Here is a 16,778-nt window from a genome sequence, read left to right on the forward strand (position 1 = left end):
CGCCAGGAGTTAAACGCCGAACGTCGAAAATCGACTCACCGCTGTGTCGCCGGGCTGGAAACCATGTTTAACCTTGCGCTAAGCTTTGTCAGTTCATTTCTCGTCACCATGCTGATAGTCCGATACGCCGGGCGATTCGGCAGCACGTTGATAGATTACGATCTCGACGCAGTGCAAAAGAATCACAAGTATCCCGTTCCTCGCGTTGGAGGGTTGGGGATAGTGTGTGCAACTTGCGTGACCTGTACGATAGGCGCGTTATTCGGATCAAATCCTCGCGGCGAAACCATGATGCTGATCTGCGCCGCAGCACCGCCGTTCTGTAGTGGTTTTCTGGAAGACACGACCAAGCGTGTGACCCCGCGCGCCCGCTTGTTCAGCGCATTGGGCGGCGCGGTGATTGGCGCTTATTTGCTTCAGGCAGTGATCGCGCGCGTGGATCTGCCAATGATCGACAACTGGCTCGCCATGTCGCCGCTGGCTATCGGCCTGACCATGGTGGCCGTTGCCGGTTTGACGAACGCCATGAATATTGTCGATGGAATGAACGGCCTTGCATCCGTGACGGCGATTCTTATCTTCGGGTCGATCGGTTATGTTGCACACGAGGTCGGTGACTGGTTTGCAATGAGCGTGGCGCTTACTATGGTTGGCGCGATCCTCGGCTTCGCGATCTGGAACTATCCAACGGCCTACATTTTCCTGGGGGATGGCGGCGCATACTTTGTGGGATTCGTGATGGCCGAACTTTTGGTCGTATTAATAGTAAGACATCCTAACGTCTGCTCCTGGTATGCCGCGGTGGTCGCAATCTATCCGCTCTTCGAAACGATCTTCTCGATTTATCGGCGGCGCATGCTCAAAGGACGCTCGGTCAGCCAACCAGACGGATTGCATCTGCATACAATCGTGTACAAACGCATTGCACGCCGAGGCGCGCGTTCAGAAGATACCGGCGTGCGTGATCGCGGAAACCCTAATACATCGCCTTACCTCTGGACGCTCGCGCTTGTTGGCATTGTTCCGGCTACGCTTTTTTATCAGAGTCCAACGGTCCTTGCCTGCGCGGCGCTCGCGTTCGTGATCACTTACCTTTGGTTATATCGCTGCGTTGTTCGTTTCAAAACACCGCACTGGATGATCCCGGGTCATGGCGGGGTAATCGAAGCGGCCGCTGCGGAGAAAACGCGGCATAGATAACCGTTACTTGTCCTTTGGCTTCACGACGCGTCGGCTTCGAGGACTTCCGGCGTCTGCCTGCCTGCAACACGTCCCGCCATAAGGCGCAGGCTCTTTACGCCTTGCTTCGCGGCATGGCCCGAACGCCCCCATACGGTTGGCAGCACGAGGAACGAGGCAGTCGTGTACGAAAGCCCGCCGGTCCACGAAAATTTGTAGCTCTGATCGCCCGGACCGAAATCGAAATCAAGCCCGCGATCGTAAGCCCACTTTACGCAGTCGTCGATCAGTACCGTGCCTGGCGAAAGCCGCGCAACCTCTCGGTCGTAAGTGTTGGCGAGAAGGTAAGCGCACGCGGCGTTCACTGCAATGATGTTCATGGCGCACGGCTCGCCGTTTAATGTCAGCACGAACAAGCGGAATTCGCCTGCATCGGGTGAGGCCTGGGACAACAAGGCATTCCAGAATGCGCGGCTGGATTCCGAAAACACCCACTGACTATTCAGACCGTTGTGGCGAGCCCATTCGCGCTTGTGCAGGACGAACCAGTCTATAAGCGGCTGGAGTCGTGCATCGTTTGCTTCGACCATATCGATACTGATCGCACCATGTGAAGCAAGCCGCTTTTTCAAGTACAGCGGGCGGGTTCTAGACCGGCCTGGCCGAGAGCGACAAAAGGCTTCCCAATCTTGCTCGCTTCGCAACATTGCATAAGGCGTCGGTTCTTCTTGCAAGCGGCGCGCAATATTCTCGCGAGTTGCATAGCGGTGCAATAAAGACGTCGCGCGAATACGCCATAGCTGGAAAACATCGGCGCCGGTTGATTTCAGCGCCGCGCGCCAGGTGGCCCTGACGAGTTCGTCTCTATCGTCGTCAGGTGCGGCAAGGATATCGCTGGGAGCGCGGTTTTCGGGGCCTAGCGGCGTCGCGTATTTCCAGCAGATATTCCTGAACGTAACGAGCGGCCAAATAGCGACGAGCCTTCCATCGCGTCGACCTGTCACACAATGAAGCTTTCGTCGAGCGACGGTGTCATCCGTCTCGAGCGCGCTGTTGCAAAAGGCAAACGACTGAAAGTATTCACCTTTCGCGCAGCGCCAGAGATCGTCCCATTCAGGCTGAAGTGCGCGGAAGCCATCGACCGTTCGCACGGTTTCAAACGCAAGGGCTTCGGTTGACATCGGTGTGCTCCTGAAAGAGCGAAACGATTGTTCCATAGCAAGCGTAGCGCTGCTTTCGATACATGGCCTTGTAAACATCGGCGCCACGAACTAGCCGATGAAGTAGGTGTACACCTCTTCGTAATAACTTTTCACGGCGTCGGCGGTCACCACGGACAGCAAGATTACGGTCAGCCAGACAACGATGGCGTTTCTAAACTTGATCTCAGGAACAAAGAATGGAACAAGCAAGGGAACGCAATACCAGACTCGTCCTTTCCCAAACGGAAAAACCAGAAACGCTGCGACCAGATAGACGACAAGTCCAATATGCATGATGCACATCTGGCGAATCGATTCGTCCCGCTGCGTACGCGCCTCGCGCCCGGAAGCGTAGAGGACGGCAACCGACGCAAACATGTATCCCACTAAAAGTGCGATCAAGCGGATGGTGAAATCGTCCTGGTAACCCGCATATTCTTCAAGCCTGCGGCCGCCGAAGTTCTGGAACAAAAAGCTTGCGGACGATGCCAATACGAGCGCCATTGCGCTAACGCCCGCCAGCGCGACCCACAGGCTGCGGTTGCATACGCGCACGGCGATAAGCAAAAGAGCCGGCACCGCGAACGTAGTGTGAACGGCGCTGGCAATGAGCGCGCCGAGAATGGGACGGTTGAGCCTGACGGCGAACAGCATGGTGATTGCAAACGCAAACCCTTGCCGGATCTGGAACAAGCCGACTGTAGCAAGCGCGGTCGGCATCACTATCCAAAGGATCAGACCAATCAATGGCCGGCGAAGATTGGCAAGCGAATACATGACAAGCAGGTTCAGGACAACGACCGTCAGACGAACGCCGGCTTCCGGTGTCATTCCTAACGAGTTGACGAGAACCACCCACACTCGCCAGCCTAATTCTTCCGTCACCAGGCTGATGGCAAAGCTGGAATGCGACGCGCTGTCCTGATAGAACTGCACGACCCAATCCCACGTTGTCACCTTGAAATAAGCGACGTAATTATCCTGATCCAGAACACCAATCGATCTGTCGCCAAAGCCTAGCGTGGCGAGCACGACAGCAGCGAGAAGCAGGAACACCCACCCCTGCGGCGTGCGGAAGTAAGCGCTCGCACGAGGCCTTCCGAGCGACGTCCGCAACGTGGATGTGCCGATCGCCGATGTCGATTTCATCGTTCTTTCCTGAAGATGACCGAATGCACTTCGTCAAGTACGCCGGATGCCTACGGCTCCCGATTTAACCTTGCACGATTTCACGGAACAAGTCTTCGGCCGGTTACAACGATCTCGGGCCCTGCGTTGTCGTATCCAACACTTTTGACCTCAGCTAGCCGAGGGTTGACCCAGGTCGGAGAAATACTGGCGATCCGGCCCGTGACCACATGACCTTCGGTCTTCAGTCCGGACACGCTGAACGCGGCGTCCGTTGACGACTCGTCCCGATGATTCATTATTTCAATCTGCACGTTCTTCGCAATCGGCCCGGGAATTTCTTTCAGGTAAACCAGGATTCCCGTACGGCAATTGCGGGTCGTCGGATTAAGGATGCGAATCTGTTCCAGCACGTCCTGATTGCTGTTCGGTTCTATGTCCAGACCCGCAGATGGATCCGTTCCGCCGATGTTTTCCCATACTGGATTTTCGAAGAGCACATCCCGGCCGCTAATAATCGATACCCCTTGCCGCCGGCAACGGCTTGCCCGATGATCGATCACACGAATTGCGGTACTGCATCTGTCCTTGTGACCATAACTGTTGGCGATATAAATTCCGTCGCCCCAGCAGTTCACTGTCGCAGTCGACAAGATAGCGACGTCTGAACTTCCGGCAATCGAAATCCCCATGCCGTACCCGCCTTGCACCGGATCCTTTTTTGCCGAATTCAATTCCTTGCTTCCGTCGAGCGTCGCGTTTTCCAGCACTACCTTTCGAACATCCCAGATGCGCAGAATCTGATAAAAAACCTCATTGTGCGGAAGCAATTTGATCGACGCATTGGGTGCGAATCGCAAATGACTTCCCGTTCGCATATCGAGGCCGCTTGCATCAATCCTGCTCCGGCCGGTGATCAGCAACGTCTTGCCGACTGACCTGTCGATGGCGTTCTGGAGGTTCGCTTTGTCGTTTGCCTTGCCGTCTCCCTTTACTCCGAACCACGTGTCGACCACAACGTCGGCAGAAGCGGATGTTGCCGCTTGTGCAGTGAGCACGCCTCGGGTTTCAAGCAGTGCGCCAAGCAGCAGCGTTTCAATAACGTGTCGCCGACACACCATATCGCCTCCCGGAAGACGCAGCGTCGCTGGCTGATTCGCTGGTTTCAAATAGATGAATGTCACGACGATCGCAGACAAATCTGCCATGAAATCCAGCGTCGAACTATTCGGCGATTCCCTTAAATCCTCATGCGGCGAATGCTGTTCGTTCCATCCACAAACATCCTGCGGACCATAAGGGATGCTATGCGAACAACGCAGCGTGCACTTGTCACAATCATGCATTGAATACAGTGCATTGATGCAAATGCAACTTGATTGGAAACGTGGGATAACACACATCCAGTGGCGTCATTACGGTGCAACGTAATTTATTGAGAATGCTCAGGAAGCTTTAGGAAGCTTTTCGAATTTCCACTCGACCCGGGGGACATCAGCAATGTCCAGAGACTTCGATCTTTCCGAAATTGCAAGCGTCCGTGGCCGCCTCCCGCTGATAGTTTACGAATTGAACGAAGTCCCCTGGCGCGTCGTAGATTGGTATGTTGCACTGCGACCCGATTCTTACCTCTCAAGACTGCTTCCGCAGTGTCTTTCGTACACGACGATGACTCACGATCAAGGCGAGTTGCACCCATGGTCGACGTGGCCGACCGTGCATCGCGGCGTGTACAACGAGGTCCACAAGATTCGTTTCATCAACCAGGACTTGTCCGCCGCCGAGCTTTTCCCGCCGGTTTGGGAAATTCTCTCCAGGCAAGGTTATTCGGTTGGAGTATTCGGCAGTCTTCAATCCTATCCAGTTCCGCATTCCGGAAGCTACAGTTTCTATATCCCCGACACGTTCGCTCGCTCGCCTGAAACTTACCCTTCCAAATATTCAGCATTCCAAAGGATCAACCTGCGGCAGACGGCATCTGACTCCGCGGTGGCCAGCGATGTTCATGTGGACACGAATCTTATTGTCGAGGCTGCGAAGCTGCCGTTTATCGGCGTTCGTCCCAGGACGCTTGCCAAGCTTGCGATCCAGCTTGGCAATGAACGCAGGGATCGGCGCTACCGGGCCAGACGTCCGCTGTTGCAGGCGCCGCTCGCGTTCGACGTGTTCCTCGACGCGTATCGTCATTCTAAGCCTGAGTTTTCGACCTTCTTCACGAATCATGTTGCAGGCGCCATGCACCGCTATTGGCGATACGCCTTCCCCGAAGACTTCGGGCAGGAGAACACGTCGGCCAGCGACAAATTCAAGGGCGAGACGGTCCTCGCTGCAATGGATATTGCGGATGCACAGATTGGCAAGCTCGCAACACTTGCGCGCCGCCGCGGCGGTACGTTGCTGATCTTGTCGTCGATGGGACAGGAAGCCATCAAACGCCCGCCGTATCACGGGGAGCTTCGTTTGCACGATCCAGCCAAACTTGCCGCTGCGATCGGCTTCAGTCAACCGTTCAAATCAAACCTCGCGATGCAGCCCGATTTCAATTTCGAATTCGAGTCACCCGCGTATGCAGCGGAATTCATCGAACGAGCGCAGCGACTGCGCGATGCCGATGGTCAATCTCTCTGGTTCCGGGTTCATCAGGAAGGATGTTCGGTGAATCTGGCGCTGGGCGAGCCGCAGTCCGTCATAGACGCGAATCTGGTCAATTTGCGAACCGACGATGGACTCGACGTTGAAATTCCACTATCGGATCTCGGAATGACGAAGATACACCGCGATCCCGGGACCGGCTATCACCAGCCCAAGGGCATCATGATCTGGCATGGCGTGACGGCACGCGCAGGCAATTCATCCCGGCCAATGGTTGAATCGGCCGCCGTAAAGGACATGATCCTCTATGCCATGGCGCGTCAGTAGTAATCGGCTACGAAGGGCCGTGCCGCCGCGTCAGAGCAAAACGGCTGCAATAGAAGTTTTAATGTCCGCTGCCGGACGGTTGCATGCCCGCGTGTACTTGTACGCTCGGGCGTCGGTATCGGCAATACGAGGGATCCGAGCGTCATGAACAGAGAAAACATTCCCGTGGTGACAGTGCCTGCACCGCTTAAACCGCAAACCGGCAAAGCGAAGGTGGCACCCGGCCAGTCTGCGGCGCCAAAGCACGTTCCCGTGATGTCGCCAGGGCTGACAGAGCGCTCGATCTTTCATGAACCATGGTGGCTCAACGCAACCGTCGGCGAACACTGGCATATGGCGGTGGTGAAGAATGGCGCCGATATCATCGGCGAGATGCCCTACACGCTGACAAAAAAGGGCTTGTGGCGGGTATCGACGCTGCCGCCGCTTACGCGAACGCTCGGTCCCGTCATCAAGCGCCAGGCAGCCGATGCAGGGGATCCGGAATGGTGTCACAGACTGGATGTAACGCGCGAGCTGATTGCGCAACTACCGGATTGCGCTCACTTTCATCAGATCGCGCATCCACTTGTTTCGGATGCCGAAGCAGCTGCTTTCTCTCTGCATGGCTTCAAGGTCGCGGTTGGATTCACACTTAAACTTCCGGCTGGCGCAGACGAAGCAAGTGTCTGGCGCGGCCTGCGGTGGAATACGCGCAACCGGGTGCGGCGATCGGCCGAGCGATTCGAAGTGCGCGAACTTCCAGGTGTCGAGTCGTTCGTCGACTTCTACGATTCGAATCTCGCCACCCGCAGGCTCGACAACGTCTACGGCTCCACCATCATGCGGCGGCTGCTGACGGAAGTCCTTCGGCACAACGCCGGCATGCTGCTCGGTACGTTTGACACCGACGGCACGCTCAACGCAGCGACCGCGCTCATTTGGGACAAATCGAACGTCTATTATTTCCTGACTACGCGCAAAGCCACTGCGCACAGCGGTGCCGTGGCCCTGCTCGTCTGGCAGGCAATGAAGGTCGCCCGGGAACGCGGGCTCGAGATCGACTTCGACGGTGTTTCGACAGCAGGCATTCTCAAGTTCCTCGCGGGCTTCGGCGGTCACCTCGTGCGGCGATATACGTTTGAACAGATGCGTGGAGATTTCGCATTCATGCACACCATGCGCGGGCATTCGCGCGTGCTTGTCAAGCGTGCCCGCAACCTCGGCGCGAAAAAAAGCGAGGCGGCGGACTAGCGGAATGTCGTCGCCAAATGCGAGAGCGCATCAAGTGGCGAGTATGTCGTTGATCGACTGCTGTTCGCGTCCTTGCATCAAGATCCATCGATGAAACGCGCGGCAGTGCGGATGATCGAATGCGCTCGGCTGCCATGTGACGAAGTACGGCGACAGCAGCGCCACGCCGGCGGGAAACGGAATGACAAGCCGCCCGGCGGCAACGTCCGCCGCGATCATGGACGTTTGCGCGAGCACAAACCCTTCGCCATCGATGGCCGCTTGTATTGCCAGGCTCGACAGCGAAAAGACAAGTTGAGCGTTGCGCATGCCACCGTCTTCAACGTCGTTCACCGCGCACCAGTCGCGCCAGGAAGGTGGCGACGAAAATTTTGGCAGCCAGTCGATCGATAACAACGGGTAGTCGAGTATGTCGCGCGGATGAGCGAGAGTTCTGCCGCTGATCAATGCGGGACTGCACGCGGGCACGACTTTGTCGTGGAACAATTCGGCACGGGTTCTGGACGGATCGATGCGCTCGCCATAGGTAATGCGAAAGTCGATGCGATTGCCATCGTGTGACGGTTCCGAATGCGTGCCGTCGAGAAAGATGTCGATCTCCGGATGCTCCCGCCGCCAGGTGTAAATTCGTGGCGCAAGCCACTTCGACAGAACGGACGGCAGCGCGCTGATGCACAGGCTGCGCGTCAGCTTGCCCCGCTCCAGTTCCGCACGCGCGAGCCGAAGACTCTCGAAAGCCTCTGCGCAACTGGCGTGATAAATCCGCCCGGCTTCAGTCAATCTCAAGCGTTTGCCTTCTTTGGCAAGCAGCCGCAGGCCGACCGCGTCCTCCAGTTGCTTGATCTGCTGACTGACGGCGCCCGGCGATACCCCGAGCCGCCGCGCGGTTTCGACCACGCCCTGACAACGCCCGAGCGTATCGAACACTTGCAGAGCGCGCAGAGGCGGCAGCGTATCCATGGGCGACTCCTATCGACTCGTTTTAGAAATTCTAAACAAACCAATAAAAACACTCCCCTATTCTTTTGAATATTGACTTCCTAAGCTTTCGACATAAACCGGGCTGACGGTCCGGTAAGAGGCTGGGGATGCATTCATGTTCGTCAGAAACGCTTGGTATGTCGCTGCGCGCAGCGAGGAAGTCGGTTCCGGGCTCCATGCAACGCGGTTGCTGGATGAACCGATCGTCGTGTATCGGAAGCCCGATGGGTCCTTAGCTGCACTCGAAGATGCGTGTCCGCATCGCAAGCTGCCTTTATCGATGGGACGCTTGAAAGGCGAGCACGTGGAATGCGGCTATCACGGACTGACATTCGATGGTGCCGGAACCTGCGTGCGCGCGCCCGGCAACGCGCGGATTCCGCCTGGCGCCCGGGTGCGCAGTTATCCGGCTCATGAGCGTTACGGGTTGGTATGGCTATGGATGGGTTCGCCGGAGGACGCCGATCCCGCTACGATCATCGACGTGCCGGAATGGGGCGACCCGGCGTGGGGCATCAATCAGGGCGATGCCATGACTGTCGATTGTCATTACCTGTATGTCACCGACAACCTTCTCGATCCGTCGCACGTCGCGTGGGTGCACCCGTCCTCGTTCGGCAACGCGGCGTGCGAGGGCGAACCGCTTGGCACCGTGGAAAGCGCGAACGGTGTCACGGTTTCGCGATGGATGCGCGACGTGGAGGTCGCGCCTTTCTACGCGCGCTACGTCAAGTTCAGCGGGCAATGCGATCGAAAACAGCAATACGAAGTGCGCTTTCCATCGCACGCCGTGATCAAGGCTATCTTCACGCCGGCGGGTACGGGTAGCGAGTCCGAACCCATGCATCCCGACGTGTTCCTCATGAATTCCTACAACTTCCTGACGCCGGTGGACGAATCGACCACGCGATATTACTGGTTTCAGGCGCGCAATTTCGATCAGACTGATGAGCGTGTATCGGAGCAATTCAATGAAGACGTGCGCCACGCCTTCGACGAAGACCGCGTGATCCTCGCCGCCGTGCACGCCGGGATGGCGAACCGGCGCACGCCCAACATCAACCTCGCGCTCGACGCCGGCCCGACGCGATTTCGCCGCGGCGTGCAGCGCCTGATCGATGCCGAGCAACGCGACAAAGCGGAACAACCCTCTCTTCACATATAGATCGCCGATGAATCCGCACTTTCTCGAAGCGCCCTCATTCGATCGCCAGCGCGAACGGTTTTTAAGCGCCGCCCGCCTCGCAAACGCATCGCTGACGGAGTGGTTGCATCCATTGAAAGGACCACGCCAGGAGACGCTTGCAACCGATGTCGCTGTTGTCGGCGATCCGCATGCACGCAACCGGCTGGTCGTGTTGTCGGGTACTCACGGCATTGAAGGCTTCTATGGTTCGGACTGCCAGATCGCGCTGCTCGACTCGCTACGGACGCACGGCGTCCCCGAAGGAGTGTGCGTTGTCGCTATTCATCTGGTGAATCCGTGGGGAACGGCGTGGCTGCGACGCGTGACGGAAGACAACGTCGACCTGAATCGAAACTATCTTGCGTTCGACAAACCCCTTCCGGCAAACGCTGGTTACGAGTCGCTGCACGAGATCTATCTTTGTCCCGAACTCGAAGGCCCGGCTCGCACTCTCGCCGACGCAAGCTTGGCGGCACGCATTGCGCGTGATGGACATGCCGCGGTAATGAGCGTGGTGGAAGCGGGACAGTACGTGCACCCCGACGGCCTGTTTTACGGCGGCCGCGAGCCGGCCTGGAGCAATCGCACTCTGCGCGCGATCATGGAGAAGCACGTTGCGACGGCGCGGACCGCGATGTGTTTCGACTTGCACACCGGCGCCGGCGCGTTTGGCCATCCCATGCTGATGGCTATCACAGAGGCCGCTTACCCGATGCTATCGCACATGCAGACGCTTTACGGGCCGTGGCTGCATACCATCGTCACGGGTCCAGCGTCCACCACCAACACGGGCATTGCCGCCACGGCCACGGGCTATACCTCGCAAGCCATGCTCGACCAGTTGAGCAGCGTGGACCTGATGCAGTTCGTCATTGAATGCGGCACGTACGACTCCGCGCGCTCGCATCGCTTGTTACGCGACGACCACTGGCTGCATATGTTTGGCGATCCATTCGACGCAACCGGCCGCCGCATAAAGGCCGAATTGCTGGAACAATTTTTCCCCGCCGATCCCCACTGGCGCGAAATGACGGCGTTGCGCGCACAGCAGGTCTTCTCTCGCGCGATGGCCTTTCTGAGTTCAACGCTCCCGGGCGATGACACATCGAACTAAAACCACCTACCCAGGAATCGCACCATGAAACGCCGTAGCCTTTTGAATTTCCTGCTTCTCGCAATGCTCCCGCTGGCCGCTCACGCGCAGGACCCGAAGGTGATTCGGTTTGGCGTTGATCCAACTTATGCGCCTTTTGAATCGAAGGCGCCGGACGGGACGCTGGTTGGTTTCGACATCGATCTGGGCAACGCGATTTGCGCAAATCTGCACGCGAAATGCGTCTGGGTCGAACAGAGTTTCGACGCCATCATCCCGGCTTTGAAAGCGCGAAAGTTCGATGCCATCTTGTCGGCAATGTCGGCCACGGCGGTGCGAAAACAGCAGATCGACTTCACCGACAAGATCTATAACGGCCCATCTCGTCTGGTGGCGGCAACAGGCTCGACGCTCGTGCCCGACGCCGCTTCGCTGAAGGGCAAGCGCATTGGCGTGGATCAGGGCTCGATGCAGGAAACCTTCGCCAAGGCCGTGTGGGCGCCGGAAGGTGTGACGGTCGTTTCATATCCGACGCAGGACGCGATCTATCAGGACCTGACCACGGGGCGCCTGGATGGAGCCTTCCAGTCTGCGGTGCAGGCGGACATCGGTTTTCTCAAGACACCGCGTGGCAAGGGTTATTCTTTCGCCGGCGATGAAGTCAAGGACAAGCGCGTGGCCGGCGATGGCGTGGCCATCGGCGTGCGCAAGGACGACTCCGCGTTGGCCGCACAGTTGAACGGCGCCATCAAAGCCATACGGCACGATGGAACCTACGACCGGCTGGCTCACAAGTACTTCGATTTCAACATCTATGGCGACTGAGGGGACCCGGCGATGGAATCAGACATAACAACGCGCGTGGCCAGGGCGATAACGCCGGACATGGCGCGGGAGTTTCGCCGCAACGGCGCGATATGCATCCGGGGTCTTTTCAATGCCGATGAAATCGCGCTGTTGCGCTCCGGCATCGATCACAACATCGCGGAACCGAGCACCCGCGCGAAAACTGCGAGCCGTCCCGATGACCCCGGATGGTTCTTCGAAGACTTTTGCAATTGGCAGGATAACGAAGCGTATCGGCGGTTCATATTCGAGTCGCCCGCGCCTTCCGCTGCTGCGGCGTTGATCGGCGGTCAGACGGTGCGGCTTTATCACGATCACGTGCTGGTGAAGGAACCGAACACGCGGCAGCGCACGCCGTGGCATCAGGACCAGCCCTACTACAACATTGCAGGTTCCAATAACGTCAGCATGTGGATTCCCGTCGATCCCGTTTCACGCGAGTCCACGCTGGAATTTGTCATCGGTTCACATCGCGGACCGTGGCTCATGCCGCGAACATTCATGGAAAACGAGGCGAAGTGGTTTCCCGAGGGAAGTCTCGCCGATCTGCCTGACATTGAAGGCGATCGTGATGCCTTCGACGTACGCGGCTGGACGCTCGAGCCCGGCGACATGGTGTGCTTCAACATGCTGACGTTGCATGCGTCGGGCGGCGTATCGGGCACGCATCGTCGCAGGGCGTTTTCGGTTCGCTTCATTGGCGACGATGTCCGGCATGCACCGAGGCAGTGGCGAACCTCGCCGGAGTTTCCAGGACTCGCGGGCGAATTGCCGGAAGGCGCCCCTATGGAACATCCGCTGTTTCCAGTTGTCTGGAACGTTCAGGAGGGACAAAGGGACGCCCCTTGAGGCGCCCCGTGCCCCCGGCAAACTATAAAAGCACCTTGTCCAGCGTAATAGGCAGGTCGCGAATCCGCTTGCCCGTCGCGTTGAAGACCGCGTTCGCGACGGCGGCTCCTACCCCGGTGATCCCGATTTCGCCAACGCCGCGCGCGCCCATCGGCGTGTGAGGATCGGCTTCTTCGCTCCAGATGATGTCGATCTTCGGCACGTCGAGATGAACAGGCACGTGATAGTCCGCGAGCGATGGGTTCATCACCCGGCCCGTTCTTTCGTCGAACTCGGTTTCCTCCATCAACGCAAGACCAAGACCCATGATGATGCCGCCGCGAAACTGGCTGGCAGCCGTCTTGGCATTGATGATCCGGCCGCAGTCGAAAGAACCGAGAAACCGGCTCACACGGACCTCGCCCGTGACTGCGTTGACGCGCACCTCGCAAAATAGCGCGCTGTGGCTGTGCATGGACCAGTGCTGCAGTTCGAACGGCATCGGAGCCTCTGCCTCGACAGTGACTTCTTCGCGCTTCGCCCGGGCGAGGATGGCACCGTAGGTTTCGAACTTGCTTTCGTCGTCCAGCGCGCACAGACCGCCATCCCGGCCGCCGACGTCTTCCGGCAACAAGCCAGAAAGTGGCGATGTGTTGCCCGCGAACCGCAGCAGTTCCCTGACGAGCTTGTGATGAGCGGCAATCACGGCTGCGCCAATCGCGGCCGTCTGTTGCGACCCGCCCGCGAGCACAACGCCCGGCAATTTCGAGTCGGCGTATTCGAAGTCGATGTCGTCCATCGACAGCCCGAGACGCTCCGCGGCAATCTGTGTTTGAGCGGTCGATGTGCCCATGCCCATTTCATGCGCGGCGATGCTGACCGTAGCGCGCCCTTTGTCGGTCAGCGTGATACGCGCCGCGCCGCCTGGCATCCGGTAGTACGGATACGTGCCCGTTGCACAGCCAATGCCTACCAGCCAGTCGCCGTCGCGCCGCGTGCCCGGCTCCCCACGCGCGTCCCAGCCGAATTGCTCGCGGCCGGTTTTCCAGGCATCGACAATGCCGCGCTGAGAGAACGGCAGCCCTGTCGTAGGATCCTTTTCGGGCTCATTCTTGATCCGCAACTCGATGGGGTCCATTCCCATTGCGTGCGCAAGCTCGTCGATGCCGGATTCCAGCCCGAACGTACCAACGGCCTCGCCAGGCGCGCGCATGAACGTGTTGGCCGTCATATTCATCTTGACGGTCTCGACATCGAGCAGGAAGCTTCGCGACGCATACGCGCTCTTGGCCGGCAAGATAAACGGTTCAGGCATGTTGTTATGCGGCGTCATTGCAACCGTGCCGGTGTGAATGAGGGCGTCGAGCGTACCGTCGGCCTGAGCGCCGAGCGCCACGCGCTGCTCGGTAAGCGTTCGGCCGCCGACAATGCGAAACACCCCTTCCCGCGACAACGTGATTCTCACAGGACGTTGCGCGAGCTTCGCCGCCGCCGCTGCCAGCACCTGGTGTTGCCACACCGTCTTCGAACCAAAACCCCCGCCAACGAACGGCGAAGTGACATGCACCTTTTTCTCGTCGATACCGAATACTTCCGCAATCGTCCACGCCTCGTGAGCGACGGCTTGCACCGTGTCGTGAATCCGAAGTTCATCGCCCGTCCATGCAAGCGTTGCTGCATGAAGTTCAATGGGGTTGTGGTTATGGCGAGGCGTCGTGTAGCGCACGTCGATCTTGTGGGGCGCAGCAGCCAGCATGGCCTCGGCGTCCTTGATCTCGAGCTTTAACGGCTCGCCCTGGAAGACGCCAGGTTCCGAACCATTCGCCTTGGCTGCGTCGAGAGAAGTCACACCGTCGTCGCCCGCCTCGTACGTCACGCGGATCAGGGACTGTGCATGATCGGCCTGCTCCTGCGTCTCGGCCAGCACCAGCGCGACCGGCTGGCCGTTCCAGTGAATCTGGTCGTCCTGCATGACCGGCAGGTTATCGCCGCCAGCCGCCTTTTGCTTGGTCATGAAGGCCGGCATGGGCTTGAGGCGCGGCGCGTTCTTGTAAGTCATCACCAGCGCCACTCCAGGCGCGGCTTCGGCGGCGGTCGTATCGATAGTGACAATACGTCCACGCGCAATCGATGAATACTTGAGCGCCGCGTACGTCATCCCTTCCATTGGGAACTCGGCCGCGAAAGTCGCTCGACCGGACACCTTCAACGGCCCGTCGATCCGGCTCACCGAAGCGCCGATGAGGCCATGCTTGTGACGAATCAGCGGGTCCGGCTTGCCGCCGGGAATGAAGCTATCGGGCGCAAGTGCGATGGCCTTTTTCATTACTGCCTGCATGGCGTCTTTGAGGATAGGCATCAGCGGATCTCCTGGAGAGCGGTCAGCTTGAGCAGCGTGTCGACAATCACGCGCTGAGCCAGTTCAATCTTGAAAGCGTTGTCGCTCAGACCGCGAGCGGAAGCGAGTTCCGTCTGCGCTGCTACGCGGAATGCCGCCTCGGTTGCCGGACCGCCTCTCAGGGCGGCCTCTGCCGCGTTCGCTCGCCACGGCTTGTGGGCAACGCCACCCAACGCAATCCGAACCTCCTTCACGGTGCCGTCCTGCACTTCAAGAATTGCGGCCACCGAAATCAGCGCGAAAGCATACGAAGCACGGTCCCGCACCTTGCGATAAATAGAGCGTCCTGACACAGGAGGCGGCAAGGTTACGGCAGTGATCAGCTCGCCCGGCTGCAGTACCGTTTCGACCTGGGGTGTAGCGCCGGGGAGGACGTGAAAGTCGACCAGAGGGATATCGCGTGCGCCGTTGGGACCTTCTACCGAGACGAGCGCATCCAGCGCGGCCAGCGCCACGGCCATATCGGAAGGATGGGTCGCCACGCATTCACTCGATGCACCCAGGATTGCGTGCATACGATTAAAGCCGTCGATAGCATCGCAACCGGTTCCGGGCGCGCGCTTGTTGCAGTGCGCGGCGTCATCGTAGAAATAGCCGCAACGGGTGCGTTGCAAAAGATTGCCGCCCACCGTCGCCATGTTGCGGATCTGGGCGGACGCGCCTGCAAGGATGGCTTGCGACAGGATCGGGAAGCGCTCGCGCACGCGCCGGTCAGCCGCCGCAGCGGTGTTCTTGACGCCGGCGCCGAGCCGCAGACCACCATCGTGCGTATCGTCTATCTCGCGGGAAATACCCGTCACGTCGATAAGCACCGCCGGATGCTCGATGGTCTCGCGCATCAGGTCAACAAGGTTGGTGCCTCCGCCGAGGTACTTGGCTCCCGACTGAGCGCCGAGCGTGAGCGCTGATTTCGGATCCGACGCGCGTTCATAGGTAAAGGGATTCATCAGGCAGCCTCCCTCGTACTGGGTTCGATTTCTGCCCCGGTCGTGCCGAAGGTGTCCTGGATTGCATCCACGATGCCGTTGTAGGCGCCGCAGCGGCAGAGATTGCCGCTCATCCGTTCGCGCAATTCCGTATCCGACAATGCAAAGCTTTCTGCAGCTACGTCAGCGCTGACGTAACTTGGCACGCCGCATTTGAGCTCCGCGACCATGCCAACGGCCGAGCAGATTTGCCCGGGCGTACAGTACCCGCACTGAAATCCGTCATGTTCGACGAAGGCCGCCTGCAGGGGATGAAGTTCGCCCGGCGCACCCAGCCCTTCAATTGTCGTGATCGCGCAGTCCTGGTACTGCACGGCAAGAGCAAGGCAACTGTTGATGCGTGTCCCATCTATCAGGACGGTGCAAGCGCCGCACGCGCCTTGATTGCACCCTTTTTTGACGCCGAACAGGTGCTGCTGCTCGCGCAACATATCGAGGAGCGATGTCCTGGGGTCGAACTCCAATTCAAATTCGTTTCCGTTGATAACGAAATGCATGTTCGCTCCTCTTAAGTCGGATGAGTGGACAATCCAACGCCGATTTTGCTGGCGACGTCTTGCTGGTTTGCGGTTGGAGCAATTACCGGGCCGCGCGGGCGGGTTTTACAACTGCAGGGCGTGTCCTCGCTGTCCTTTACGTACACATGTGCCTCGGTGGCTTCGCAGTGTCCAGGCTTGCTTGCTTGCGGAAGGCGCGTGTCAAATAGGTGAAGCCTTGCGTTCACCAAGGGGTCACACCACATTACCGATGTCGCAAGCACTTCCTACTGCAGATCACCCACGATTATTGTTATCTGGAT

Annotated in this window: 14 protein-coding genes; 7 read left to right on the forward strand and 7 right to left on the reverse strand. The window is 58.7% G+C overall.

Annotated elements, in window-relative coordinates:
* Positions 1-288: 288 nt before the first annotated feature.
* Positions 289-1,200, forward strand: coding sequence for an MraY family glycosyltransferase (locus ASG35_RS11545; RefSeq protein ID WP_235527516.1), 912 nt, complete (start codon positions 289-291; stop codon positions 1,198-1,200).
* 20 nt (positions 1,201-1,220) lie between these two features.
* Here the strand turns inward: ASG35_RS11545 and ASG35_RS32520 are convergent, their stop codons facing one another.
* The 3 genes from ASG35_RS32520 to ASG35_RS11560 form a co-directional block, all read right to left on the reverse strand.
* Positions 1,221-2,438 carry a GNAT family N-acetyltransferase gene (locus tag ASG35_RS32520; protein WP_156393114.1) on the reverse strand — a complete coding sequence of 406 codons (1,218 nt, stop codon included), beginning with the start codon at positions 2,436-2,438 and terminating at the stop codon, positions 1,221-1,223.
* A 12-nt stretch (positions 2,439-2,450) separates the two neighbouring features.
* Entirely contained in the window at positions 2,451-3,530 is a 1,080-nt protein-coding gene (locus tag ASG35_RS11555; RefSeq protein WP_056356675.1) for an EpsG family protein, read from the reverse strand.
* Positions 3,531-3,610: 80 nt separating this feature from the next.
* Positions 3,611-4,912 carry a hypothetical protein gene (locus ASG35_RS11560; RefSeq protein WP_235527517.1) on the reverse strand — a complete coding sequence of 434 codons (1,302 nt, stop codon included), beginning with the start codon at positions 4,910-4,912 and terminating at the stop codon, positions 3,611-3,613.
* A gap of 265 nt (positions 4,913-5,177) precedes the next feature.
* On the opposite strand from ASG35_RS11560, the gene ASG35_RS11565 reads away from it, so the two are divergent.
* Together ASG35_RS11565 and ASG35_RS11570 are read left to right on the forward strand one after the other, a co-directional pair.
* On the forward strand, positions 5,178-6,428 hold the full coding sequence (locus ASG35_RS11565; protein WP_156393116.1) for a hypothetical protein: 1,251 nt from the start codon (positions 5,178-5,180) through the stop codon (positions 6,426-6,428).
* Between the two features lie 144 nt (positions 6,429-6,572).
* Complete coding sequence (locus ASG35_RS11570) at positions 6,573-7,661, forward strand: GNAT family N-acetyltransferase (protein ID WP_056356679.1); 1,089 nt, start codon at positions 6,573-6,575, stop codon at positions 7,659-7,661.
* 30 nt (positions 7,662-7,691) lie between these two features.
* Here the strand turns inward: ASG35_RS11570 and ASG35_RS11575 are convergent, their stop codons facing one another.
* Positions 7,692-8,621, reverse strand: coding sequence for a LysR substrate-binding domain-containing protein (locus ASG35_RS11575; protein WP_056356681.1), 930 nt, complete (start codon positions 8,619-8,621; stop codon positions 7,692-7,694).
* A gap of 136 nt (positions 8,622-8,757) precedes the next feature.
* Here ASG35_RS11575 and ASG35_RS11580 point away from each other — a divergent pair, with 136 nt between their 5' ends.
* From ASG35_RS11580 to ASG35_RS11595, 4 genes are read left to right on the forward strand one after another with little or no spacing between them, the layout of a single operon-like run.
* Positions 8,758-9,807 (forward strand): aromatic ring-hydroxylating dioxygenase subunit alpha, encoded by a 1,050-nt coding sequence (locus ASG35_RS11580; protein ID WP_056356683.1) that lies wholly within the window; start codon positions 8,758-8,760, stop codon positions 9,805-9,807.
* A gap of 7 nt (positions 9,808-9,814) precedes the next feature.
* Positions 9,815-10,942 (forward strand): DUF2817 domain-containing protein, encoded by a 1,128-nt coding sequence (locus tag ASG35_RS11585; RefSeq protein WP_056356685.1) that lies wholly within the window; start codon positions 9,815-9,817, stop codon positions 10,940-10,942.
* A 24-nt stretch (positions 10,943-10,966) separates the two neighbouring features.
* A complete protein-coding gene (locus ASG35_RS11590) occupies positions 10,967-11,746 on the forward strand; it encodes an ABC transporter substrate-binding protein (protein WP_056356688.1) in 780 nt (259 codons plus the stop codon).
* A 12-nt stretch (positions 11,747-11,758) separates the two neighbouring features.
* The gene (locus tag ASG35_RS11595; RefSeq protein WP_056356690.1) at positions 11,759-12,616 is read left to right on the forward strand and encodes a phytanoyl-CoA dioxygenase family protein; all 858 of its coding nucleotides are present in this window, start codon (positions 11,759-11,761) and stop codon (positions 12,614-12,616) included.
* Positions 12,617-12,638: 22 nt separating this feature from the next.
* Here ASG35_RS11595 and ASG35_RS11600 read toward each other — a convergent pair whose 3' ends face one another.
* Genes ASG35_RS11600 through ASG35_RS11610 form a run of 3 tightly spaced genes read right to left on the reverse strand, consistent with a single transcriptional unit; the run spans position 12,639 to position 16,476 of the window.
* Positions 12,639-14,954, reverse strand: a complete 2,316-nt coding sequence (locus tag ASG35_RS11600) for a xanthine dehydrogenase family protein molybdopterin-binding subunit (RefSeq protein WP_056356692.1) — start codon at positions 14,952-14,954, stop codon at positions 12,639-12,641.
* Positions 14,954-15,940 (reverse strand): FAD binding domain-containing protein, encoded by a 987-nt coding sequence (locus ASG35_RS11605; protein WP_056356694.1) that lies wholly within the window; start codon positions 15,938-15,940, stop codon positions 14,954-14,956. Before ASG35_RS11605 ends, ASG35_RS11600 begins: the two co-directional genes overlap by 1 nt.
* Positions 15,940-16,476, reverse strand: a complete 537-nt coding sequence (locus tag ASG35_RS11610) for a 2Fe-2S iron-sulfur cluster-binding protein (RefSeq protein ID WP_082508328.1) — start codon at positions 16,474-16,476, stop codon at positions 15,940-15,942. Before ASG35_RS11610 ends, ASG35_RS11605 begins: the two co-directional genes overlap by 1 nt.
* Positions 16,477-16,778: the final 302 nt, after the last annotated feature.

The organism is Burkholderia sp. Leaf177 (assembly GCF_001424345.1).
In the GTDB taxonomy this organism is placed as follows: Bacteria; Pseudomonadota; Gammaproteobacteria; order Burkholderiales; family Burkholderiaceae; genus Caballeronia.